At 45.6% G+C, this 25835-nt stretch carries 14 protein-coding genes; 13 read left to right on the plus strand and 1 reads right to left on the minus strand.

Translation table 11 applies throughout. The features are described 5' to 3' along the window. Positions 1-120: 120 nt before the first annotated feature. Complete coding sequence (locus DYD21_RS16565; protein WP_116038123.1) at positions 121-2511, plus strand: DUF349 domain-containing protein; 2391 nt, start codon at positions 121-123, stop codon at positions 2509-2511. Positions 2512-2556: 45 nt separating this feature from the next. Next, entirely contained in the window at positions 2557-3813 is a 1257-nt protein-coding gene (locus tag DYD21_RS16570; protein WP_116038124.1) for an MBL fold metallo-hydrolase, read from the plus strand. Between the two features lie 57 nt (positions 3814-3870). Here DYD21_RS16570 and DYD21_RS16575 read toward each other — a convergent pair whose 3' ends face one another. Then, complete coding sequence (locus DYD21_RS16575; protein WP_233505571.1) at positions 3871-4335, minus strand: hypothetical protein; 465 nt, start codon at positions 4333-4335, stop codon at positions 3871-3873. Positions 4336-5189: 854 nt separating this feature from the next. Between DYD21_RS16575 and DYD21_RS16580 the strand changes: the two genes are divergently transcribed. From DYD21_RS16580 to nadB, 11 genes are all read left to right on the plus strand, one after another. Further along, positions 5190-8162 carry a TonB-dependent receptor gene (locus DYD21_RS16580; RefSeq protein WP_199535575.1) on the plus strand — a complete coding sequence of 991 codons (2973 nt, stop codon included), beginning with the start codon at positions 5190-5192 and terminating at the stop codon, positions 8160-8162. A gap of 18 nt (positions 8163-8180) precedes the next feature. After that, the gene (locus DYD21_RS16585) at positions 8181-9788 is read left to right on the plus strand and encodes a RagB/SusD family nutrient uptake outer membrane protein (protein ID WP_116038125.1); all 1608 of its coding nucleotides are present in this window, start codon (positions 8181-8183) and stop codon (positions 9786-9788) included. A 634-nt stretch (positions 9789-10422) separates the two neighbouring features. After that, on the plus strand, positions 10423-11022 hold the full coding sequence (locus tag DYD21_RS16590; protein WP_116038126.1) for a TIGR04282 family arsenosugar biosynthesis glycosyltransferase: 600 nt from the start codon (positions 10423-10425) through the stop codon (positions 11020-11022). Positions 11023-11208: 186 nt separating this feature from the next. Beyond that, positions 11209-11913 carry a TIGR04283 family arsenosugar biosynthesis glycosyltransferase gene (locus DYD21_RS16595; protein ID WP_233505572.1) on the plus strand — a complete coding sequence of 235 codons (705 nt, stop codon included), beginning with the start codon at positions 11209-11211 and terminating at the stop codon, positions 11911-11913. Positions 11914-12008: 95 nt separating this feature from the next. Beyond that, positions 12009-14099: a hypothetical protein gene (locus DYD21_RS16600; RefSeq protein ID WP_116038127.1), complete on the plus strand. Its 2091-nt coding sequence runs from the start codon at positions 12009-12011 to the stop codon at positions 14097-14099. Positions 14100-14141: 42 nt separating this feature from the next. Beyond that, entirely contained in the window at positions 14142-16613 is a 2472-nt protein-coding gene (locus DYD21_RS16605; RefSeq protein WP_116038128.1) for a chitobiase/beta-hexosaminidase C-terminal domain-containing protein, read from the plus strand. Between the two features lie 65 nt (positions 16614-16678). Next, positions 16679-18259 (plus strand): hypothetical protein, encoded by a 1581-nt coding sequence (locus DYD21_RS16610; RefSeq protein ID WP_147303626.1) that lies wholly within the window; start codon positions 16679-16681, stop codon positions 18257-18259. A gap of 13 nt (positions 18260-18272) precedes the next feature. Next, entirely contained in the window at positions 18273-21209 is a 2937-nt protein-coding gene (locus DYD21_RS16615) for a TonB-dependent receptor (protein WP_116038130.1), read from the plus strand. A 38-nt stretch (positions 21210-21247) separates the two neighbouring features. Then, positions 21248-22246 carry a PorV/PorQ family protein gene (locus tag DYD21_RS16620; protein ID WP_158607336.1) on the plus strand — a complete coding sequence of 333 codons (999 nt, stop codon included), beginning with the start codon at positions 21248-21250 and terminating at the stop codon, positions 22244-22246. An 11-nt stretch (positions 22247-22257) separates the two neighbouring features. Continuing rightward, positions 22258-23538, plus strand: a complete 1281-nt coding sequence (locus DYD21_RS16625) for a hypothetical protein (protein WP_116038132.1) — start codon at positions 22258-22260, stop codon at positions 23536-23538. 253 nt (positions 23539-23791) lie between these two features. Continuing rightward, a complete protein-coding gene (gene nadB, locus DYD21_RS16630; RefSeq protein ID WP_116038133.1) occupies positions 23792-25357 on the plus strand; it encodes an L-aspartate oxidase in 1566 nt (521 codons plus the stop codon). Positions 25358-25835: the final 478 nt, after the last annotated feature.

The raw sequence follows: 25835 nt of genomic DNA on the forward strand, positions 1-25835 counted from the left end.
TCGAATGGCATAGCAATCAAAGGAGGGAAAAGTTGCTTCCATACGGAATGTTGATTAAACTTCTGAACTATAAATGAAGGCGATACGCCGTAATGTGCAACCTTAAAAGACGCTTCTATTTTGTCTGAAGAAAAACAAAGTACAAACACCGAAACCACCCCACTGTTTGAAAACAAATTTGTATTCGTTTCCGAGGATGGTGAGCTAATTCTAAAAAAAACATCACTTTTCGAGCAGCGGGTACTTGCACAGGCTGATCCCGAATCGGTGGAAGCACAGGTTGAAGCGTTCGAAAATGCGTTTGAAAATTTGCAGACGAAAGTTGACGGTTTTTTCGAAAATGTATCGAAAGAAGACGCTCCGGATGCAGATGAGTTGAAAGCATCATTCGATAAATTGACAGGCGAACTGCTCGAAGCTGAAGCTGTTGGTGATTTTGAATCGCTTATCAATAGTTCTAAAGAGCGTCTCGAAAGCTTGCTTGCACCTGCAGAAAAAGAAACTGCCGATAAAGAAGAAGATGAATCGGCTGATGATGAACCTGAAGATGCGGCCGATACGGAGACGATTGAGATTGAAGTTGAAAAGGAAACAAAACCGTCTGAAGCTGATGATACTGCTCAGTCTGACAAGAAAGATTCAGAGAAAGAAAAAGAAGTAGATAAAGCGGCTGCCGATGAACCTGAAGATGCTGGTGATACGCAGACAGTTGAGCGCGAAACAGAAATGGATGAGGTCGAAGAGGAAACAAAACCGGCTGAAACCGATGAGTCTGCTGAGGCTGAAAAAGAAGTTGCTGAAGAGAAAAAAGATCTCTCAGAAACAGAAACGTATTATAAAGAGCTTGCCGATAAAGCCGAACAGCTCGTGGAAGTGAGCGATTGGGCCTATGTATCGATGGAGTTCGATAACATCGATAACGCTTGGGGAGAAGGGCCCGATCCTGCCGGTGAAGAGGAAGATGAGGCTATTGATATCTCCGGCTATCGCGAAAAAATTGACCAGCTGCGTGAAGATTTCGAACAGAAAAAAAAGGCTCACTACGAGGAGCAGAAAAGGAAGCGCGAAGAAAATCTTGAGAAGAAAAAACAGATTCTTGCCTCACTTAAGAAAATTGTAGATGACGAAGAGTGGACAGCTACCAGGGAAGTTGGGAAATTGAAAGGACGGTGGGATCGCATTAAAGCTGTGCCCGCAGATGCCGCTGAAGATCTGGAAAAGAAATTTTCATCACTGCTCAGCACTTTCGATGATCATAAAGTCGACCGGCTTGTGAAAAAGAAGCAGCAGGAAGAAGATAACCTTACCGGAAAGCTGGTTATACTTGAAAAGATGGAAAAGTTTGTGAAGGAGCTCGACGAAACATCCGACTGGGATGAAATGGAGAAGAGCTTCGAACAGCTTGCAAAGCAGTTCAGGAAAATCGGCCGTGTTCCGGTTGAGAAAAATCAGGAGGTCTGGAGCCAGTATCACCGTCTGCAGGATACGTTTCACTCCATGCGGTTTAAGCACGATAAGAGTTACCGCAATAAAATTGAGAAGCATCTTGGCCGCAAGAAGAAATTAATTGACGAAGCAGAGGCCCTGATTGATGCAGAAGACCTTGCAGAGGCCGCAAGAAAGGTGAATAAGCTGCACCGGCGCTGGAAAAAAGCCGGAAACCTGCCGCAAAAAGATGAGAATGAATTGTGGGATCGTTTTAAAGCGGCAACTGACAAATTTAATGATAAGAAATCGGATAACCTCGATCTGCTCAGAGAACAGGAGCAGGAAAATCTCGAAGAAAAACACGCCTTAATTGAGAAAGCTGAAAACCTGAAAGATTCTGAGGATTGGGAGCAGACACACAAAGATCTGCAGAACCTGATGGAGAAGTGGAAGAAAGTCGGCCCGGTACCAAAACGCAGTTCAGGTAAGATCTGGAAGAAGTTTAAAGGCGCAATGGATCACTTCTACGATCGCCGCCGTGATCATTTTAAAGAGGTTAAAGAAGAACGAAAAGATAATCTCAAGGAAAAAGAAGAGGTTCTCGAAAAACTGCGCGAACTGCGGGATCACGAAGATCCGATTGAGGCTGTAAATATTGCAAAACCCCTGCAGACTGAATTTAAGAAAGCGGGATATGTTCCGATTAAACATAAGAACCGGATGTGGAAAGAGTATCGCGAAATATGCGATGTAATCTACGATCGGTTCCGTGCGGCAAAAGCAGCAGTTCAGGTCGTTGGCCAGGAAAATGTAGAAAATTTTTCTGTGGATGATATTGCTGACATCAGGAAACTAAATAGTCAGGCTTCATCTTTGCGCAAGCAGATTACCAAGATGGAGCAGGAACTGATACAGAAAAAAGAGTCTTTAAGCTATTTCAAACCTTCGGGTGGCAGTAATCCGCTTCTGGATGATGTGAAGAAAAAAATCGAAAAATCTGAAGAAGAAATTGCTGAAAAGGAAGATAAACTGGCAGAAATTGAGAAAAAAATTGACCTCATAAAAAAAGAGGGCGAGGAATAACCTGCATTGGCAAAGCGCAGGGCCCTCTTCCTAATGGAGATGTGATTGGCTAAGGAAAATGCGCAGAATGTTTATCTGACAAAAGTACATCAGCGGGATAGCTTTGAAAAGCTTGAAAAGGCGATTGGAGCCGGTAAAATGGAATATTTTGCAACCGGTGAAAGACTGGCAAAAAAACTTGAAAGCGAACTTCCCTCCGCTGTCATTATCGATGAAGACCACATCCGTAACCTCCCGGAATTTGTAGAGATTGTATTTACTCAAAAACCGGGAAGGCGATTTATCCCCGCTGCTGTTCTGACTGATGACCCGAAAATCTCCAAGTCCAGATTCAGTAAATGCCATTTCCCGATTACGCTGATCCAAAGAGATTCTTACCAGGAGCTGCTGGAATTCATCCGCAGGGCTCTAAAGCCTTCCGTAAAAGTGAAGTTTTGGGGAGTGCGCGGCTCAACGCCTTGTGCAAACAGTGAAAATATTTTTTACGGTGGAAATACAAGCTGTGTTCAGATTGAAATACCGGGCTACGACAAACTGCTGATTCTCGACTCGGGTACGGGCATCCGAAACCTTGGGAATTTTCTTGAGAACTACTCTTCCGGCCCGATTCACGGCGACCTTTTTATCACCCACCCGCACTGGGATCACATCCAGGGGTTTCCATTTTTTACTCCATTCTACGAAAAAGAGAACAGTTTCAGAATTCATCTGCCTGAGCAATATCGCGGCGGGGCAGAAGAGATTTTATCAGGACATCTCACGAAAACCTTTTTCCCGGTAACGCTCGATATGCTTGCTTCGGACCTGACCTATGTTACACAAAAAGAAGAACCTGAGCGAATGGATGCATTTAGTGTGGACTACCTGGTAGCAAATCATCCGACTAAAACAGCCATCTACCGGTTCAGGATTAAGGACTATACTATTATTTATGCACCTGATAACGAGTTACCGCTCACCGCATCCCCGCTGAGATATATTGATAAGTTCTGCGATTTTATAAAAGATTGCGATCTGCTGATCCACGATGGGCAGTTCAATCTCGAAACGTTTAAAACACGTGAGGGGTGGGGCCACTCTGCCTGGGAACGGGTGCTGGAACTGGCAAAATCAAGCGGAGTAAAGCGGCTGATCCTTACCCATCACGATCCAAATTCTGATGATGAATACCTGAACAGACTGTCAGGTATCGTAGACTCGTACCGCGGCAATCCGTTTGAGATGATCGAGTTTGCAAGAGAAGGAAAATTTGTTGCCCTGCCCCTGAACGACACGGTTGAAATATCGAATATTGAATCCTGAACGCCGAATTTCGAACACTTCGATATTCAAAATTCATTGTTCAGCGTTCGATATTTTTTAAATAAAGATCCGAATACCGAGCCCGCCATTCACATCAAACGTAGTTTCCGGGATCAGATCGAGAAGCGGAGCTACTTCGAAAAATGTTGCTAACCGAGTATCAGGAATATTGAATTGCAGGCCTACCGGAATCCTGACGCCAAGCCTGGCGTCATCAGCGAGTCGTACACGCGCCCCAAGCCCATAGTAGAGAGCGAGGCCGCCGGTTTCGGAATCAAGCCAGTTGTGGCGCAGGTAATCGGAATGAATATGTACAGAGCCGCTTCCGCCGAATGACCATGCGAAGCCTGCATCGAATGCCGTTTGGTCTGATTGCCACATCTTCAGGCTGATACCGGTGGGTTCACCTAAAATAATACCCAGTTCCGTATTGCTGTAACGGTCTTGTGCATGGGATTGTCCGGAGAAAGCCAGGAGCAAAAAAGCTGAGGAGAGAACAGAGATAATGAGGGATTTTTTCATGGATACGAAATTACGATGTAGTTATTTATGGTAGCTTTGATTGATAGTTTTATAGAGATGCCGGATTCAGATGTTCCCCGATGTTCAGGCATCGTTGAATAATCTGAAAGATACAGTTTTAAATTAGAGTATATCTGCTAAATAGAAGGTTCTGCAGCGAAATTTCGGAGTTATGGGTGAAATTTGTTCAGCTTTAAAAAAAGCATTTGAGAATGATGGAGAGATATAGAGAATCTTAAAATACCGAGAATAGGTTTCATCACGAGGGCATCAAGAATCGAAGTAGGACGAAGTGCATGAAAATAAGACGACTAAACTCGGTGAAATCTAAGCGGTTTCATGCTTTCGCAGTTAATTACTTGTTGGTTTGATACTCATAATTCTATCAATTTTCACAGGATTCTCATATAAATCACAAAACCATGATCTTTGTTTTACAACGTCCCCGAACCTCTGGGGCTGTAGAACCATACCGCTTTCATTCAATGAGTGCATCAAAAACTATGTGAAATTTGTAGACTGAGTCTTAAAATTGGTATGAATTTTTTCAGATCGAAAGTAATAAAATAAAAATTGAGTAGAATCTGATCGACACTCTCTCTTAGGCGTTGACAAGTTATTTACATCCCCGGAAAATACGCCTGGGTGCTTTGTAAATTCAGTTAGTTAACTGAAACCGATAAGCAGCTTTTTATGAATAATTGGTTTAAAGCTAATTATTACAAGCATTTATGATTAAAAATGTTATCGATAACATAATATGTGTCGAACAAAGAAATCGCTTCATATCGGAGAGCTTTGCAAACTATTTCAAATTTTGAAAATCTAATTTATATCTATTTGAGGAGCAATTTATGATACAGAAGGTACTTTTCAAGTTTATTTATGCGTCTGTTTTAGTGCTATTTCTGTTTGGTATGGCACATGCACAGACTGAAGTTTCTGGTACGGTAACGGAGGAAGGAACCGGTGAGGCATTACCCGGAGTTAATATTTTTGTGAAGAGTAGCCCTGGTGTGGGAACTTCAACAAATTTGGATGGATATTTTGAGCTTGAAGTTCCTTCACTTCAGGATACCTTAGTATTTTCATTTCTTGGCTTTGAGAGGCAGGAAGTAGCAATTGATGGAAGAGAGGTAGTTGATGTAGAGTTAACGAATCAAACATTTGAGGGTGATGAACTTATTGTGATAGGTTATGGAACCCAGAGGAGGTCGGATGTTACTGGTGCTGTGTCTTCAGTGCCAAGAGAGCGTTTAGAAAATTTACCCGTTACGAATGTCACTCAGGCATTGCAGGGAACAACTGCAGGTTTAAACATTACGACAAGATCTTCAGTGCCCGGATCTGTTGGCAATGTGCAGGTGAGAGGTCTTAATTCCATAACTGCAGACAACAGCGCATTTATTGTTGTTGATGGAACTCCTTTCTACGGAAGCCTAAATGACATTAATACCAGTGATATAGAATCAATTGAAATCTTAAAGGATGCATCTGCTACTGCCATTTATGGTAATCGCGGATCTAACGGGGTGGTTCTGATTACAACCAAGCAGGGTAATGTTGGAAAGCCTGTGATTAACTATAACGTATCCCAGGGATTTGAAGATTTTTCAAACGTATTAGAGCCGATGGGGCCTGAAGCCTATGTGCAAAAGTATGCTGATTATATGGAGCAAAGAGGGCTGGAGCAAACCGATGTATTACCTAACACTGCTGAAATTGAAAACTATAATGCAGGCAGGACAAATGACTGGTTAGACACGGTAACACGCAGAGGACTCGTAACAGAGCATAATATAAGCCTTTCCGGTGGCACTGAAAATGCCAGGTATTTTGTCTCGGGTGGGTATCTTGATCAAAAAGGGATTATTGAAGGGTATCAGTATAACCGGTTTAACCTCAGGGCCAACCTGGATTTGACGGTAACCGATTGGCTGAGGACAGGTTTTAATGCAACGTATGCCAACAATCAATACGATGGTGGCCGCGCTAACTTCCTGTTTGCAACGGCTATGAGCCCATATTCGGTGCCAACCAACGAAAGTGGGGAATATATCATATATCCAATGTCCCCAGAGCAGTTGTTTGTAAATCCAATGCTGGGATTGACCACTGAACGTGTAGACCATGTAAGAAACCTCTCAGGTACGGCATTCGCCGTCGTAGAGCCTTGGCTGGAAGGTTTACAGTACAGGGTAAATGCCTCATATTATCGCAACCCCCGGTACAACGCCACGTACTCCGGGCGTTTAGCGAATGATAATAATGGAACTGCTTATAAATATAACTCTCAAAGAGATCGCTGGGTTTTGGAGAACATCCTTTCCTATAATCATGAAATTGATGCACACAGCTTTGATGTTACAATGTTATACAGTGCTGAGAAGGAAATATATCAGAATACATCCATAACTGGCGTGGGCTTTTTTAGTGATGCTTTGCTCTACCATCAGATAGGCTCTGCGGATAATATCTCCGGCGGTTCATCTAAATACGAGCAAACGTGGCTTTCTCAAATGGGCAGGCTAAACTACAGTTATGACAGCCGGTACTTGTTTTCATTTACAGCCCGCAGAGATGGTGCTTCTGTCTTTGGATCCAATACCAGTAAATATGGCTTTTTCCCTTCGGTAGCCCTGGGCTGGAATATTGCCAATGAGAGCTTTATGGAAGAATTTGATGATGTGGATGAAATAAAGCTGCGTTTCTCTTACGGGACAACAGGAAACCCTGCTATTGGTGTTTATGGTACACAAAGTACGGCCGGTACAATTTTATACCCATTTGGCGGATCGCCACAAGTTGGTACATATATTGCTGGAATGGGGAATCCAAATCTAAAATGGGAATCTACCACAACAGCTAATCTCGGGGTGGACTTCGGTTTTTTCAGGAACCGGATTACAGGTTCCGTTGAAGTTTATGATAGCAAAACCACAAATCTGATTTTATCCAGAAACATTCCTAACACCACCGGTTCTGGCTCTATTTTAGACAATATTGGAGAGGTGGGGAATCAGGGAATTGACGTAACGCTGAATACCGAAAATATTAATACGGGTAATTTCAGATGGGAGTCAACTTTTATTTTTTCAACGTATAAGAATGAAATATTGGCACTCTATGGAAATGATGAAGATGATATTGATAACCGGTGGTTTATCGGGAATTCGTTGGGTGTGGTTTATGATTATGAAAAAATTGGCATCTGGCAGGAAGATGAAATAGCTGCGAATGAACACTTAAATCATGATCCAACTGCACGCCCCGGTGACATTAAGTTTGCTGATTTAGATGGAGATGGCCAGATAGATTCAGAAAATGACCGCAGAATACTGGGAAGCAGTCTGCCTAGCTGGACTGGTGGATTAACAAATACATTTCACTACAGAAACTTTACACTAAATCTATTTTTAGAGACAGCTCAGGGGATACTTAGAAATAACTCTGATATCTACTATACCGATGAGGTGGGACGACGAAATATACCTGCTGACATGGGGTACTGGACATCTGAAAATGCAAGCAATGAATGGCCATCGTTGATTGCCTACCAAAACAACAAAGGATACGGGCATCCCAAAGATGCCAGCTACCTAAGGATTAAAGATGTGCGCTTGAGTTATAACATTCCACAATCTCTTCTGCAAAGATACGGCATCCAAAACATGACTGTATATTTTGCCGGCAGAAATCTCTACACCTTTACCGATTGGCAAGGCTGGGATCCGGAAAGTAATCAGGCACCCAGGGGATCAGGTGATTGGACAGATAACTATCCATTAGTACGTACTCTTTCTTTCGGATTGAATATTTCTCTATAACTCAAAAAATTTATGACTATGAAACGCCAATTAAGATATTTTGCAGTAGTTTCAGTTTTACTGATGATGTTCGCCTCTTCTTGCAGCGATAATTTTTTAACTGAAACGGTTGAAGACCAGTACTCCACCGATATAACCGATAGAGAAAGCCTAAGGGCAGGCCTCATACTGATGTATGAAGCAACCAGTAATTTTTACTCTAAAGCAGACCAGCAGGGATGGCCCGCCTTGTGGAATGTAGGAACCGACGTTGCCTGGCCCATACAGGCGCAAGGTGTTGAGATTCCTTTTTACAGATATGACAATCTCACATCGGATAATTATGCCGCTTCGTGGATGTGGAATTGGGAATATGACATCATAGAAAATGCCAATAATGTCATCAACAATATCGAAAATAATGGTATGGCTATCGAAGGGATGACAGAACAACTTCTGGCTGAATATAATGCGGAAGCTCGTTTCTTCAGGGCAAAAGCCTATGAAGAATTGGCCACTCTCTTTGGCGGGGTGCCGATTGTTACCGAACCCATTACCGAGCCTAAGTTTGATTTTGTTAGGGCTGATTTGGCAGAAGTAAATGCCCTGATAGAAGAAGATTTGCTATTTGCCGTTGAAAATTTACCTGATTTAGGTCAAACCGAACATGAGCAGAGAGTTAGCAATGCAGCTGCTAGCCAGTTGTTGGCCAAATCATACCTTCGAACAGGTAAATATGAAGAAGCTGAAGCACAAGCAGATCGGGTTATTAATAACCCAAATATCTCGTTAGTTGACACAAGATATGGAGTGAAAGTTGATCAGCCTGGCGACCCATTTTCTGACATGTTCTGGAAAGGTAATATGCGCCGTTCGCAAGGCAATACAGAGGCAATCTGGGTTCTGGAGATGGAAAACCCATCTGATGTTCGGGGAGGAAGTACTGGTGCTCCGCAGCAACGAAGAGTTTGGCAAGGATCCTATCATAGCCGCAATGGCTTGATTCCTGCCGAAGATTTGGGAGGGCGTGGTATTGCAAGATTACGTCTGAATAACTGGGTATTGTATGACCTTTATGATGATGATGACATGCGGAACTCAGAACACAACATCCTGAGACGGCATACATATAACGATCCAAATCATGAACTGTTCGGCGAACCTGTGCCATATGAAGGGCCCGACACTTTGTTTATCCTAACGCCTTATACCATGAAATGGAAACATTTCGACCCACGCGATACATTTGGCTGGGGTATGTGGAAGGATTTCATATTGATGCGCCTGGGAGAAACATACCTGCTTAAAGCTGAAGCGCAGTTGATGCAAAATAACCCCGGTGGTGCAGCTGCCACTATCAATATATTGAGAGACAGAGCAAATGCACCTACGGTTTCAGCCGGTGATATCGATCTGGATTTTATCCTTGATGAACGCGCAAGAGAATTACTTGCCGAAGAAAATCGCCGCATGGAATTAATGAGAACCAAGACATTAGTAGATCGGGTACATCTCAATTATGGAGCACCTGAAGGTTCGCGTGTTGAAGGTATCAGAGATGAAAACCTCTTATTTCCAATCCCGGTATCTGAAATCCGGCTCAATAGAGACGGTGATATGCCCCAAAATCCAGGGTATTCTAATTAGATTAGAAGCTCGATTAGAGTATAACTCAGTCTGTTTTCAGCTAAACCCGGCATATTGATCAATGTGCCGGGTTTATATATCAATTCATGAAAACACAACTGCACAATACATTTGAAAAAAATACCAGTAAAAGCCCCGGAATCGGGGCTTTTTTAATTTAGGAGAACAAAACAATCTGAAACTCAAGACTTGATTTCGATTGTTAAATGATGAATATGAAAGTCCTCCTTTTCCTGTGGGGGAAATTTTCCCTCGTTAGAGGCTGTGAGAAAATTGGTTTCAAAAAATATGATGACAAAAATTGTTAGGATAGTTTACATTTTCTGTACTCCAAGCCCTTCTTACTCACCCCCGGCCCCTCTCTAACGCGCCCTGGCGGGACTTGTCAGAGAGGGGAGCTTCGTAATAAATCTTTTTGTTTTAAAATTTTAATTAACCCGAATTTGTAATCGTATTTTTTCACAACCTCTTTAGGAGAGACTTCATCCCGAATGATTTGAAAAAAATAAAAACCGAACTGTGGTTAACAAGATCATTTTAGTTGCTGACAAGGTTTTCGGAAGAAGTAATATTTATAGACACCTCTACCATGATTTCAGGTTGACATTTATCGAAGATACCCGGATTGTTGGCTATGCACTCAAAGCTCCTGCTTATTTTTGTGAAAAACCCGGTTGCCGGTGAAGTAAAAACACGCCTCGCCCGGGATGTGGGCAGTCTGAATGCCCTGCAGATCTACAAACAACTCCTGCGCTATACCCGGGAAGTTGCATCTGCTGCTGATGCCGACAGGCAGGTGTGGTACAGTTCAAAAATTGACCGCCGGGATGCATGGAGCGAAGAGCAATTTCTGAAAAAATTACAGAAGGGCGACAATCTTGGGGAACGAATGTCGGAAGCATTTCGCCAGGGGTTTGAACAGGGATACCAAAAAATTGTAATTATTGGCAGTGATTGCGCGGAGCTCACGGCCGGACATCTTGAAAGGGCATATCAGGCGCTTGAAAACCGCGATGCGGCTATCGGGCCATCCGAAGATGGGGGATATTATCTGCTGGGGCTCACATCATTTGAACCCGGTCTCTTTCGCGGAGTGGATTGGAGCACGAGTCATGTATTTCAGCAGACGCTGGAGAAGTTTGAAGCATTCAAAATGTCCTATGATGTGCTGGAAACTTTGAATGATATCGATACGGTGGATGATCTGAAAAGAAGTTCACTCGGGATTCAATGAATAAAAAGAGTGTTTTACCCGGAATATGGAATCATTTTATAACCACGAGGGCACGAAAACACGAAGAATTCACGAAGTTTTTTCAATTCAACTATCTAAATTCATTAACCTTTGTGCCGTAGTGGTTCCGCGAATCGGATGACCATGATAAATTCCTGCAGAACCAAATAAGTTCACTCGAGATTCATGGACCAGATGAAGATTTCGGTTGTTATTCCCGTATTAAATGAAGAGGAAATGATTGGCGGGTTGATTCGTGAACTCCGGGTTCGGTCATCAACCCCTCTTCACGAAATTATTGTTGTGGATGGCGGCAGCAGTGACTTGACAGTAAAGACAGCCGCGGCTGCAGGTGCCAAGGTGATCGGTTCGCCGGTCCGTGGTCGCGCTGCACAAATGAATGCAGGAGCCCGTGCCGCAAGCGGCGACATTCTTTATTTCCTTCACGCCGATACCTTGCCCCCGGCCCGATACGACCAGCTTATCCGTCACGCTCTTTCGGTACGTTCAAAAGCGGGCTGTTTCCGCCTCCGGTTTACCGGGAACCATCCGGCGCTGAGGTTCTATTCCTGGTTCACCCGGTTTAAAAGTACGTTATTCCGTTTTGGGGATCAGTCGTTATTTATTGAACGGCCGCTCTTTGAGAAAATTGGCGGGTTTGATGAGGGCCTCATCGTTATGGAGGATCAGGAGATTGTGAGGCGGATCAGACAGAAAACCGATTTTAAAATTATTAAAGAGCCGGTCACCACATCCTCCCGAAAATATGAACAGGAAGGTGTGTACAGATTGCAGTTTATCTTCATGATTGTCTTTACGTTATACTACTTTGGAGCACGGCAGGAAACTCTTCTTCATCTCTACAAGACACTTATGAAACGGGTTCTGTAGTATTACGGTAATGTAAAATCAGGATGGGTAATGAGGAAATTAAGCATAATTTTTCGTAACCTTAGCGCCCGTAATTAATCACAATATTGCACTATATGGCATATATCCGATACGGATTATCTCTCGTTGTTTTCACGACTTTTCTTTTATTCACGGCTGCCGATTCTAAAGCTCAATTCATTTTTGAACGAACCGCTGTCGAAGTAAGTAATCTGGGCATATCGTACACGAACGTAGGTACGATTGGCCGGCCCAATGTACGTAACCAGCCGATCGGTCTGCCGAGTATGGCATATCCGAGAGATTCGGGTACCGAGCATCTTTTTGAGGCGGGAATTTGGCTGGGTGCGATAGTTGACGGGCAGACACGTGTATCCACATCAGCCGTTACCAACCCGGCAGGGTATAGCACGGGTGCCGCCGGTTTTGAGTTTACCAATGACGGTACAGTGTTTAATCAGCTATCCACTCTTACCGATTCACCAGACTTTTCTCCCATTGCGGTCAGCCACCAGGATTTAATTACGCAGTTTACCGACCGTAACACTACCGTTAGCGGACAGCCGATCTCAGGGCATGAAAACCCGCTTTTTGCTGATATAAACTTTGAAAGCTACAACTGGAATTTTGGTTTCACTGAAGCGCTCTCGATTGTAAAGTACGAGATTACAAATAACGGCTCATCTACCTGGAATAACTTCTACTTTTCCATCTATTCCGATATGGTGGTACGAAATATCAACACCACAACCGAAACCGGGTCTGCATTTTTTAATAAAGGCGGCATGGGCTGGCTGGATGATCAGTACGCACTTTATGCGTTTGACCGGGGTTCGTTCGATCAGCCAAGGATCAATACTCATGCAGCAACCGTAATTCTCGGCTCCGAATACAGGGGTGTGGAATTTCATCCCCGCCGGGCTGATGAAGTAGAGGCAGCCGGATTGCCTGTTCCAACCGTGAGTCCTGATTTTTGGCTTTTTGGTGCAGGAACCGGGGATTTATCACGTCCAAATGGTGATTTAGAGCGATACAATAGAATGTCGACAACCTGGCCTTTGGAACAATACCGGCAAACTCTTCGCGAAGATGGCGCAAGTGCAGACGGTAACTTTATTCAGCTGAATACGCTGGGGCCTGTACCGGAAGTAGAACCCGGAGAGACCATCACATTTTATGTCGCTTTTGTGGCCGCTGTGATGCCTAGCCAGTTTCAGAATATCATTCCGGGAAACCAGGGAAGCGCAGATGACATTGATAACCCTCAATCCAGGGAAAATCTGACGGAGAATATCGGGTGGGCTTATCGCCTGTTCGACGGGCAGGTGGATGAAGATGGTGAACGGACCCGATTCCTGGTTCCTGAGCCGCCTGACACACCAAACATGCGGGTGGAGCTGGATGCAGGAATCACAAGTATTTACTGGGATGACCGGGCAGAGTTTTCAGTTGATCCTGTAACCGGCGAGGAAGATTTTGCCGGGTATCGCCTCTACAGAACACAGATTGGGGATGATCTGAGAGGAACCATTTCAACGAACGCGCAAATGCTCCGTGAATGGGATGTACCCGGAGATGGCCGCGGGTTCAACACCGGTTTTGAAGAGGTAAGACTGGATCAGCCCGTCACTTTTCCTGATGATCCTGTAGAATATCGTTACCGGTTTGATCTGCCGGGTATGCTGAGCGGGTGGCAGTATTTGCTGTCCGTTACCGCTTTTGACAGGGGGGATGAGCGAACTCCGCCGCTGGAAACCAGTATCAATGCCAATGCAGTACGTGTGTTTCCGGGTACAGCCGTAAATGAAAATTTTTCAAGTAGTTCTTCTGAAAACAAGGTTGGCGTTTATCCCAACCCATATCGGGTAAACGCAGCATGGGACGGGGGAACCTCTCTTAGCCGGAAGCTTCACTTTTTTAACCTGCCAAGCCGGGCTGACATTCGAATTTATACGCTTGCAGGCGAAATTGTAGCCGAGTTAAACCACGAATCTGATACCTACCAGGGGGATACCCGCTGGTTCCGTGAACTGAGCAGCAGCAACAGGGTGATGTCAGGAGGAGAACACGCCTGGGATCTGCTGAGTGAAGCGAATCAGAACCTTGCAACCGGCCTTTATCTCTTCACCGTTCAGGATCGTGACTCCGGGGAAGTGCAGCGGGGCAGGTTCGCAATTATTAAATAGTGTGTTTTTTCAATTACAACAATTAAACAAAAAACCAGCAATATGAAACAACTTTACAAATTTGGTATCGTGCTCATTATGCTCTCGTTTGCGGCGGCAGATCTTCTGTATGCACAGCAAGAGGTAATGGTGCGTGATTTACATGAATACAGTTTCGACCTGCAGAGCCAGGCTGACCTGCCCGACCATCCACTGGTTGGGGAAGAAGTAACATTTGACGCGGTGATTATATCCCACCCAAAAAACTCGGGTCTTGCATCCATTACAGATGCAGGTGTTCCGGGACGAATTCACGTATTCGTAACCGATGTAAATGCAGTTGCAGAGGGGGAAGAGGGAATGTCCATACAAATTGTAGTTGCAGGAGCGCAGCGTGAAACTTTGGAAGGACTTTTCAGGGGAGATGTAATCTCTGTGACCGGTGAATTAACATTTTTTGGAAATGTATCACAGTTTAACGCTACTGATGTTGAACTGATCGGGAGCGTAAGCGATTCAGAATTTGAAGATCTATCCGGTCTGGTAGAGCCTGTTGTTTTGAGTTTAACAGAGCTGAATGAACTTTCAGAACAGGAAGGCGCACATCGATGGAGAGCTGATAATTATTCAAATTATATCAATCGATACGTGAAGTTTGAAGGACTTGAAGTGATCGATCGGATCATTGATGATACCGGAAGGCCATGGTTCATTCTTACAGATGGAAACACAATCATTACGTCAAATGATACATCTTTGCGATTCCGTAATGACCGTGGAGTTGGATATGCTTACGACCCGGAATCAGGTGAAGGTTTAGGGTATAATTACAGAAGGCTTGCCGATGATTTAGACGGTCCTTTTGTACCACCAGCACCGGGTTCCATAGTTGATATTTCGGGCTTTGTTGTTGTAAACACTTTTGATCCAGGTAATTTTGATGAGTCGGCAGCCCAATCGACATTCAAAATTGCACCATGGGATGATGGTGTTATTTGGCAAAATGATGGTGATGATCCAAATGATCGATTGACTCCGCAAGATTGGCCAAACGACTTTGTAGTTCTTGGGTTTGCTCCCATTCTCCAGGATTTTACAGTTTCTCCGGATCAGGCTTTCAGCGATACCGAAGTAACAGTAAGTCTGGATGTGCTGCTTCCTGAGGATGATTACACGCTCGAAAGTGTTGAGATAGAGTACATGTCTTACAGCTACACCGAGGATGAGGGGGAGATGGTAACCGCATCCATGGATGCCGCTGGCGGAGATACCTATACGTTCACATTTGATGAGCAGTCGGAATTTTCGACAGTTGATTTCCAAATTACGGCAACAGTTTCCACGCCAGAAGGTGTGTCTACTTCAGCGACTGAATCGGGTTCTTTCTTCGTAGAGAGCGGAACACAGACTTCTCCTGTTGTATTTCAACCGGGTGGCGGAACGTACATCAATCAGGTTACTGTAGAACTGTCTTCAGCTACTGAAGATGCGACAATCTATTACACTCTCGACGGCAGCGAGCCGGATGATGAATCATCTGTTTACTCCACTCCCCTTCAGATTACAGATCTCACAACCGTACGCGCATATGCTGTATCTGATGATCTGACTGACAGCCCTGAAAACTCTCGAACCTACGAAGTTAATTTGGTTGTTACTGAAGTTGCAAACCTATTCGATCTGCGTAATAGCCCGCGGGATGGCACTACATATATGTACACCGGTGAGGCTGTAGTGGTTTATGCCAGAAGCAGCCGGAACCAAAAGTACCTCATGGATGACAGCGGCGGTATCCTTATTGATGACCCCAATGGTGTGATTACATCATCTTATGGTATTGGTGATGTAATGAGCGGCCTGGCTGGTACCTTAGGTGCTTTTAACGGTATTGTCCAGTATGCTCCTGTACAAAACCCGGGTGATTCTGAAGAAACACGGGATGTGATGCCTCTAGAGCTTGATCTGCATGAAGTAGACCTGAGCCAGCACGAATCTATGCTGGTACAAATTGACGGCGTTACCTTCCTCGATGCAGGGGATACGTTCTCGGGTGGCTCTGACTATGATATCATCGGCGGAAATATTACAGCTGAAGACGCGGTTAACTTCCGAACCAATTTTGGCGAGGCGAATTATATCGGCCAGGAAATTCCTGATGGAGAAGTAACCCTCACAGCAATTGTAAGCGGGTTCAATGGAGCGCTTCAGTTGATCGCCCGGTCAGATGCGGACTTTGGCGGCGCTGTATCAAACGAACTGGATGTAAATCCATATGAATTTGCACTGGATCAAAACTATCCAAACCCCTTCAACCCGTCTACAAAAATCAATTATTCACTCGCAGAACGTGCTGATGTTCAGCTTGTAGTGTATGATATTCTTGGACGACGCGTAGCGAGCCTGGTTAATTCAGTACAGTCACCGGGCACCTACACAGTTGATTTTGACATGAGCCGATTTGCCAGCGGTACATATATTTACCGACTGGAAGCCGGTGATTTCGTATCCGTACGGAAGATGATGCTTATTAAATAACGACGTTTCTATTGAAACAGGGAGAGTGCTGAAAGGCACTCTCTTTTTTATTCCTCAGACAAGGTGTGATGTACAAATACGCTGCAATTTTTACTCTTTTAGCCATTTTGGCAATGACGGCCTGCGATTCAGGACTTGACGGGCAATTAAATGAAAATATTCCGCCTACTACGTCATTGACCGTTAACGAAATTAATCTGCCCGAAGGAGAACGGCTGGTCAGCCAGGTAAATATCTCCTGGTGGGGTGACGATCCCGACGGCTATGTTGTGGGATATGAATTTTTTATTGGTGATGTAACCACAGCCGGAGAAGAAGAGTGGGTATATACCACAAGCAGTGACAGTACTTTTATTTTGCCAATCGAAGAGGGAGATGAAGACGCAGACGTTGAGTTTACCGTTCGCGCCATTGATAACGAAGGAGCACGAGACCCGGAGCCTCCAACGGTTATCTTCCCGATTACAAATTCTCCGCCGCAAATTGAGTTTAATAATTTTGAAACCCCGCCGGATACCACCTACCGAATTGCCAGTTTTGGCTTTACGGCATCTGATCCGGATGGCGATGCCAATCTGAACCGAATTGAAATTGCTCTGAACGATACTACCTCAGAGGGAGCATGGAAAGATATCGGCCTTGGATTAAACCTTGTTACTATTCAAATTGACGACACGGCAGATCCTGCAACAGCATCGATTCTGTTAGGGAGATCAGCCATTGAATCAAATTTTAACTTTGATACGGTTCATTTGAACGGAGAAAATGAATTTTTTATTCGCTCAATTGATAATGCTGCTGCCGTAAGTGAGACAGTATCTTATGAGTGGCATGTGAAAAGACAAACCTCGAATATTTTGTTTTTGAATGATTATCAGGGATCAAGCAGTGGAGATCGATTTGATTTACATGCTAATCTACTTGCTGAAGTGGGAATCTCGCAGATAGATTACATTGATATTTCTGATGGTACGCCTACAGGCGGTCGTCGTGTTCCGTTCACACAGGCACTGCCCGACCGGTCTCTTGCGTCTCCAACCACAAACCTGATGCTTGCTCAATGGGACCATATCTACTGGATTTCTGATAATCTGGACCGGAATATTGGCTATGCCCTGGAGATGACACTGGATTTCTTTGATCAGGGCGGGACAATGTTTGTTAATATTCCTTCCAAATTTGTATCTGATCAAAATGTTCTGCTTCAATTTTTGCCTTTTGAACGGGTCGAGCCTGTTCCTGTCGGGGAGTCATCATTCATTATAAATTCTGGTGCAGAAATGCAGGCTTCTGATGGAACTGAAGACGCACCTCTTTTAAGATTTAGAAGGATCAGAACAGCAGAACATCCAATTGTTCCATTTGATGAAACGGTTCCACTGTACGAAGCGCCATTTCGGGTTCGGGGCGGGTTTCCTCCTACGACGAAAGATTATGATGGATCAAAACTAATTTCTGCTACAAATCCGGAGCAAAATCTGATTTACTTCGGCATTGATTTCGATGAGTTTACAAATGAGGATAATTCAGATTGCCAGCCTTCAAGCCAGATAAACGAAGAGGATGAAAATGCACCGGCACCGTGTAGTGAAGTTGATTTACTTTTACAACAACTGGTTATCGATATCTTAGGATTTCAGCAATGATAAACATTTAGTTATGCGACAAACGCTACTATTATTTTCTCTACTCTTTATTTTTGGATCAGCCGGCTATGCACAATCCGGAACCATTGCCGGTACGGTTATAGACCGTGACACCGGCGAACCACTGTTTGGAGTGAATATCCTTGTGAGGGGCACCAACTTTGGTGCCGTAACCAATTTCGACGGTGAATACCAGATCCGCAACATCCGCCCCGGCGAATACAACCTGGAATTCAGGTATGTAGGCTACGAGCGCACGCTGGTAACCGAAATTCGTGTGGAGGAGGGAGAAGAGACTGAATTAAACGTGGAGCTGGGCCAGCAGGCAATCTCCGCAGATGATGAAGTGATTGTTGTGGGGGAACGTCCCATTTTTGATGTTGAACAATCCTCAACCGGATCAACTTTCAGCAGGGAGCAGATCGCAGCGGCACCGATATCCCGTGTTGAAGAAGTGGTTGGGATGACAGCCGGAGTGGTTCGTGACCCAACCGGACTTTACATTCGCGGCGGCCGTGCAAATGAAACCGGCTATATTGTGGATGGAGTATCCGCCCAGGATCCGCTCGCAGGAACAGGGTTCGGACTCGATCTTGGATCTAACGCTTTCTCCAGTGTGGACGTTACCACCGGCGGTATGGATGTAGAACACGGTAATGCAACATCAGGTGTTGTGAGCGTGCAGACGCAGGATGGCGGAGATGATTACGCCGGAAATTTCTCCCATATGCGGGATAATTTCGGCAGCATGACCGACAACCCGGCAAACTTTTTTACCGATACTTTCGAATTCAATCTGGGCGGTCCCGAGCCGATCACATCGGATCTTTTACCGGCTCTCGGGCTTAATATTCCCGGGAACCTCTACTTTTTCATGACCGGTCAGGCGAGCATGACCAACGAGTTTATGCGCCGAACAGCCGACCAGGTGCAAACATCAATGATCGATAACGATTTTTGGTCGCCCCGGCAGGATAACCGCTGGAATGGCATGTTTAAGCTTACCTACCGGATGCGGCCCGGGATGAGACTTGAAGGAGCATATCAGCGATCACTCACAATCAACCAGAATACCCGAATGCTGCAGATTGTCGGGGATGATGTGCAGATTCGTCCGGGTCACCAGTTCTTTTTTCAGAACAACCTGGATAATGCCAATACGTATGCGCACGACAGTAAACTGGCTTATCTGAAATGGACGCACGCCTTATCATCGAATACATTATATGATGTTCAGGTCAGCCGGCTTTTCACACGCTTACGTGCTGATGCCAATGGGCGGAACTGGCGGCCGGACGCCGTGGATGGTGAGTTTGATGCCAGAAGCATTGTAGTATATCCTATTGAACCGTTTCCAGCAGGTGATAATTTTTCATACGTATTGCCCGGTCCCGGTTTTGCAAACAATGGCGGAATTGCCACACTCTGGCACGATCACTATGCTGAGGAGTACACCGTACGAACCAACCTCACCCGCTATTTATTGGATGAAACGCATCGGCTGCGTTTCGGAGCCGAATTCAAATTTATGGAGTACCAGTGGATCGATATCACCCGGCCGTGGGTAGGCGCCCCGATCCAGATCGACGAAGATACGTTCTCTGAAACCAACCGGCTCGGAGCCTCATCCGATATCTGGAATGTGAGTCCGTCGCGCGGTGCATTTTATGTGAGTGACCGAATTCGTTATCTCGGGCTGATCGCCAACGTTGGAATGCGCCTGGAGTACTGGTTCCCCGGCTCTTATGTCGACAATTTTGTGGATGATCCGCTCTCCCCGATTCCAAATTCGATTCGTGAGGATTATAAAAACGATACATATAATTTCTTCGGCAATCGGTTTAAAATGAGGCTTTTGCCGAGAATTAACGTCTCGTTTCCTGTGCGGGAAAATATGGTGATGTATTTCAACTATTCACACAAATCAAAGCTTCCTCACCCGAGTTACGTCTATGCCGGGCTTGATCCGTTTTACCAGGATCGATCATTCCTGTCGGATCTTGGAAACCCGAATCTCGATCCCGAAGTGGATATTTCGTATGAAATCGGGTTCAGATATCAGCTAACCTCCAATGACGCTCTGAACATCACGGCATTCTGGAGTGACAAATATGATTTTATCACCGCCGAGCGAATTATCGTAAGAGATGCCACCGGCCGGGATACGGAGCGATCCTTCCGGGTGAACGGAGATTTTGCCAGGGTTCGTGGTCTTGAAGCCTCATATCTGAAACGATACAGCCATTTTCTGTCTGGCTCGATTAACGCAACGTACTCAAGAGCAGAAGGATTGAGCTCTACTTCAAATGATGCGCTTTCCGATCTGATATCCGGCGGACAGGATATCGGCAATAATGTGGAAACTCCGCTCGCATGGGATCGCCCGATAGACATTAAAAGCAGCCTGATTTTCCGATGGGACCGTCCGAACAACCCGCTCTTTGGGTTGAGTCCGCTTAACCAGATGCAGCTCTATCTCTCAGGTTCTTATCGCAGCGGAATCCGGTATACGCCGATGGAATTCAGGGGGAATCAGCGAAACCCGGTAACGGGAGCTGAAGACTGGAGGCCGATTTATGAGCGCTCCGATGATCCGAGCGAAAGATTTTCTGCAGTAGGCGAACCGTGGATTATGTTTGATATGAATTTCCTGAAATGGTTTGAGGTGGGCAATACGCGGATAACTGCCAAGCTTGAAATCACCAACCTGTTGAACAACAGCAATGCTGCAATTATCAACCCGGTAACCGGGCAGGCGTATCGAACCGATTACCCCAGCAGCCAGGAAGATTTGATTGCGCTGAGAAACGACAGAAGCTTCGATGTTCCGGCCAACGTACGCGATCCGAGATACGTGGATCCGCGCGACAATAACAGCCCGGCTTATCTGAACCCGGCAAATTTCCTGGAACAGCGCCACGTAATGTTCGGCCTTGAAATAAACTTTTGATAAAACTTAAGATGTCATACATCAAATCAGTACATGTGATGTTTAAAAAAATTGTCCCATTTGCGTTGGTGGCTCTCTTTTTCGGAGCTGAATTTGCAGGTGCCCAAAGTATATTGCCCACTTTGGGTGATTCGCGTTCGGGCACATCAGGGTTTCAGTTTCTGAAAATTAACGTCGATGCCCGCTCTTCCGCTATGGGATCATCAAATGTGGCTGATGCAGAAGATGCATCGTCACTGTACCTGAACCCGGCGCTTGCATCACGTATGGAGAACAGCCAGTTCTACCTGAGTCACACCGAATATTTTGCAGATATATCGCTGAACTACGCCAGTTATGTGCACAAATTTAATTCTGTGGCGATCGGCGGATCACTAATGTTTCTCGACTCCGGAGAGATGGATGAAACAACGGAATTTAATCCCTTCGGAACCGGACGGACATTTCGGACCATTCACATGGCGGGCGCTCTTACGTTCTCACAGAGACTTACCAATTATTTCAGCTACGGAGCTTCCGTTAAATACCTGGATGAGCGAATTGAAGAGATACAGACGCAAACCTTCGTTGTGGATATTGGCTTCTTCTACCAGGTAGCCGAAACCGGCCTCCGTTTTGCAATCGGCTTTAACAATTTTGGGTTTGATGCATCACCAACAGGTGAAACCACCCGGCCGACACTGGATGGGCCGGTAACAGAAACGAATTTTGAAGATATCTCACCTCCCACCATGTTTATGATCGGCGCGGCTTACGATGCTTATGAGTCAGAAAACTTTAACGTGCTGGTTACCGGTCAGGTGACCAATCCTTCAGATAACGCCGAGCGCTTCAGCCTGGGTTCGGAATTGGGTTTTATCGACAAATTTTTTGTGAGAGCGGGATATGAGTTTGGCGTGGAAGAGGCGCTCTACCCCAGTGGCGGTATCGGTATTAAAGTACCGCTTTTAAATCGCGATTTTGCCGTAGACTATGGCTTCAGCACTCGTGACAGACTTGGCAGCCTTCACCGTTTTGCACTGAAATTTAATATTTAGTACCCGGAAGTATGTATAAAAAATTCGCATTACCTATACTGGCAACTGTTCTTATCGTAACCGGCTGTGACCTATTAGGTTCAAAAGGGGACAGTATTACCGATGAAATTTTTGAGCAGGGGCGGCAGGATCCAAATGTGATTGTAGAAGAGATCGGATATGCCGCACTGGTTCCTTTTTGGGATGATTTTAATCAGCCAACTGATGTTTTCGTCGGATATGATGAATTGATTTATGTAACGGACAGCGAAGGCGTTCACGTTCTGGACAGGGCCGGCAGACTATACGATACCTATCCTCTCAGAGGAGCTGTATCAGTAACGCAGGATCGGCTGCTGAACGTTTATGTTGCTGCCCGGTATGATACCGTCATTACAGCTGTCGACCCCGATATAACCTGGGATCTGCCCGCTGTGTATAAACTGCAGAACCTGAATACAAACGATCCGGTAGAAACCGTGGATGTGCTGAAGCACCCGTTCCGAAGGTTCGACAGCAGCCGTTCAAATACAACTCTCGAACGATTCAGGCTGAACCGGAACAGCCAGAACAACGATGAACTTGTCGAAATTACAAGCGTTGCGGTGATGAGTAACAACGAAATTTATATTACGCGGCGCGGCCCGTCGAACTCATCAACAACTCCGTTTCCCGATAATACGGTGTTGATATTTAATCACGAGACAGAAGCCGGCGAGCGTACCGGCAGAATGAGAAATGTAGGCCGAATTAACCTGAGGCCCAACGAACCGGCAAACTTTTTCAGCGGTATCGATATTTCGGATATCACTACATTCATCGGCCCGCCGCAAAGAGATAACCCGCCGGACGATCGCGGGTTTATCATCACCCAGGGAAATCCGGACCGAAATATTCCGTTTCGTACACTTTGGATTAACGCTGTAAACACACCTGATGGAATTGAATATCGCCAGAACTCATCACTCCAGGTGCGGGATACGACCCGGGCAGATTCGTTTCTGTACGATCAAAATAAATTCAAAAGTCCGAGCGGAGTCGCCTACTCAGCCGACGCCCGTTCCCACATTTTTGTAGTGGATGCTGAAACGGATAGTCTGTACCAGTTTCAGTCGAACGGAATTGAGGGGATTAATCCGCCGGCTGGGTCGGATCTTGAAAAAGCTGTGAACGTATCCTTTGGAGGAACCGGCAATGGCCCGCGTGAATTTAACAACCCGGGCGGAGTGGCCTATTTTCAGCGAATCGTATATGTTGCGGATACAGGGAATAACCGAATTGCACGGTACCGGCTGAATATCGATTTTGAGTAAAATTACATTCTTTCAGTATTATGCGGGTTCGCAGTTTCTTCCCAGAGATTGCGAATCCATTTTTATTCCCCTTCATTACTGGTTCTGAGAAACGAGATTGCTTTGTTTGAATTCTCCTAACCCATGGCTTGATGGTACGACCGCACAGTAGCCTGATAATTCTTTGTCAGATTCTCAAAACGAAATCCTATCTTCAGGTGTTGAAATCTCTTAAATAAACCGCGTGGCGGCATCATCACCATAAAAAACCATTTTGCTGAAAACTGATTTTCTTGTCATCGGTTCCGGTATCGCCGGTCTTAGTTTTGCTGTAAAAGCAGCACTCGCTTTTCCCGAACAATCCCTGACGATCGTAACAAAAGATTCGCTGATCGAAAGCAACACCCGGTATGCCCAGGGCGGTATTGCAGTAGTTACCGACTTTCTGAACGACGATTTTGAAAAACATACACAGGATACCCTGGTTGCAGGCGATGGTCTGTGTGATGAAGAGATTGTAAAAATCGTGGTGGAAGAGGGCCCCGATCGTCTTCGGGAAATTGTGGATATGGGTGTTCAGTTTGATAAAAACCCTGATGGAGAGTATCGGCTTGGTGTGGAAGGTGCCCACTCGGCTAAACGGATTTTACACCACCAGGATATGACCGGTTACGAAATTCAGAGTTCGCTGGTAAAAAAAATCCGGTCGCTGGATAATGTTCAGATTCTTGAACACCATTTTGCCGTTGACCTGATCACCCAGCACCATTTTGGTGAAAAAGTTACGCGCAGCCGGAAAGATACCCGCTGTTTTGGTGCGTACATCATGGATTTGAAAAGCAACCGGGTGGAAAAAGTTTCGGCCGGGGCAACTGTGCTGGCATCCGGCGGGGCAGGACAGGTGTATGATCTGACAACAAACCCGCCTGTTGCCACCGGCGACGGCGTGGCGATGGCCTATCGCGCCAAAGCGGAAGTCCAGCAGATGCAGTTTATACAGTTTCACCCTACAGCACTGTACGGCAGTAAGGGTGCGCGGGCTTTTTTGATTTCCGAGGCTGTTCGGGGGTTTGGAGCTATTTTAAAAACAGCAGACGAAAAACCGTTCATGAAAAAATATGATGAGCGGGGATCCCTCGCCTCCCGCGATATCGTAGCGCGTGCGATCGATACCGAGATGAAAGCCCGCGGAAAAGAGCACGTGTACCTCGATTGCCGCGATCTGGATATCGAGGCGTTTAAAACTCACTTTCCTACCATCTATGAAACTTGCCTGGAGTACGGTATTGATGTAGCCAGAGATATGATCCCGGTAGCCCCGGCGGCGCACTATATGTGCGGAGGCGTGAAAGCGGATGAGTGGGGGAGAAGTTCTATTGATCGTCTCTATTGCTGCGGCGAAGTAGCACAAACCGGTCTTCACGGGGCAAACCGCCTCGCTTCAAATTCACTCCTGGAAGCCCTGGTATTTGCCGATCGATGTTTTCGAGATCTTCAGAAAAAGTCTGGCGAACTTGAGGTCAGAGATGCCATTCCTGACTGGAAGACAGAGGGAACAACCGAACCAAAAGAGTGGGTGCTGATTAATCACAACCGGAAGGAAGTGAAGCGTCTGATGAACAATTATATTGGGATTGTGCGGTCTGATGAACGTCTGCGCCGTGCCGAAAAGCGCCTGAGAGTGATTCACGAAGAGACCGAGCAGCTCTATAAAACCACAACCCTTTCTCCGCAGCTCGGCGAACTCCGAAATATGATCAACGTATCCTGGCTGATCATCCGCCAGTCGAAGGAGCAGAAAGAAAACCGGGGCACGTTTTATAATATCGATTTGGCCTAACCCTCCAAGGGTTTGGAACCCTTGGAGGGTTGCAAAAGGCACGTGATAGGTCGGGGAGAGGCTTTATACGTCAAGATGGATTATAACTACGCGGACCCACCTCTGCGAAATCGCTGGACGCGATTGTCGCTGTCTCCTCCCCGGAGGAGAGGCTGTGAGAAAATTGTTTTCCAAAGAAAATGCACTTAAATAAATTAAGATTTCTGCCATTCTCACAGCTACCAGACTTTCTGACCCACCCCCGGCCCCTTCCGCCGGGAGTCGGACAGGCTCCTATCGCGCCCTGACGGGACTTGATATGGAGGGGAGCTTCAATACAAGTTTTGACACCTTAAAAAGTAAACAATGCCAACGAATGAGATTGTAAATTCTCACAACCTCTCGAGAGGGGTCAGGAAAACGAAGCCTTTAGCGAGTTTTCAGGAGTGTGTTTGATGGGTGCCGGGATCGTGTTTGAGGGTTCGAAGCATGTTCTAAG

The sequence above is a fragment of the Rhodohalobacter sp. SW132 genome, assembly GCF_003390325.1.
In the GTDB taxonomy this organism is placed as follows: domain Bacteria; phylum Bacteroidota; class Rhodothermia; order Balneolales; family Balneolaceae; genus SW132.